Annotated in this window: 1 pseudogene; it reads right to left on the bottom strand. The window is 63.5% G+C overall.

The annotated features are described in order from the left end of the window. A pseudogene (locus tag HAQ05_RS27780) lies at positions 1–1122 on the bottom strand (host specificity protein J); the annotation flags it as partial.

Genomic DNA, 1122 nt, shown 5'->3' with positions numbered 1-1122 from the left:
CCCAGGCCGCCGGCGGGGAGGCTGATGAAGCCGATGGGATTGTAGGGCTGGCCCACGGCATCGTCGTAGATGGCCGGGTCGTACTGCGCCAGCGTGATGGTGCATCCTTCCGTGACGCCCATCGTCCAGTCGGTGACGATGAACTCCCCCTGGATATTCAGCGAGGCCAGGTTAAGCCAGACCACGCGCCCGGGGCGGCAGTTGTAGCCAAGGAAGTTCATGGAGAAGCTGATGGCCCCGCCCGCGCGCCGGCGGCGAAGCTCGATGTTGGCCAGCCGCTGCGCCTGGTACGGATCGGTCACGTAGGAGTAGCTGAGGGTTTCTGCCGCCTCCCCGCCGTCTTCGGTTACCCACTCATCAATCACGACTTCGGGGTAATCCGTATCCGCCCAGGACTGCGACGGATCGGTGAACGTCCCGCGCACGGTGTTGATGGCAGCGTCGTTGCTTGGTTCGGTGCCGCCCGTGACGGTGCCCACCACCATGTCTTCGGTAATCTCGAAGTCATATGGGCCATAGTAGGCGCCCGCTTGCAGCATCCAGCGCCCACCGACGCGGATCAGCTTGCCCGCGCAAGAGGCCTCGAGCTTTTGCAGCACCTGGGTGCGCTGCTCGTCAGCGCCGATCACGCAAGACGTGGCATAGCGCGGGCTCACGGAGCCGTCGGCATTCGTCACGGTCTCGTCGCACACATTCGCGGCGCTGGCGAAGGTGGACATCACGATCTCATCGTCGGGAATGCCGCAGCGGGTGCGCAGGTACCAGAGGATGTGCAGCGCGGTGTTGCTGGTGTAGCCGGCGGCGCCGGTGCGTGGGTCGTAGATATCGTTCCGGCCGCGCACGATGAAACGAGCATCAGGAATGCCCGACGGGAATTTCTCGGCGTTGTAGCACAACGACAGGCGCACGAATGACAGCCCGGTGCCAATCTGGCTGTCCTTCCAGTCCTTGCAATTGGCCTTCAGAAAGGCGTTGACCGTGGTCGGGTTGACCACCAGCTCATAGGTCGCATAGGCGCCATAGGTACTGATCGACTCTTCGCCGAGCATGATGTCTTCAAGGCCATCGACCGCGCCCTCGCTCAGCACGTAGACCAGGTGCACCCATTCGCCATCGGCTTGG

Source organism: Pseudomonas typographi (genome assembly GCF_014694385.1).
Taxonomy (GTDB): domain Bacteria; phylum Pseudomonadota; class Gammaproteobacteria; order Pseudomonadales; family Pseudomonadaceae; genus Aquipseudomonas; species Aquipseudomonas typographi.
The sequence above is the reverse complement of the archived record's forward strand: the minus strand, read 5'-3'. Positions and strand labels throughout refer to the sequence as shown.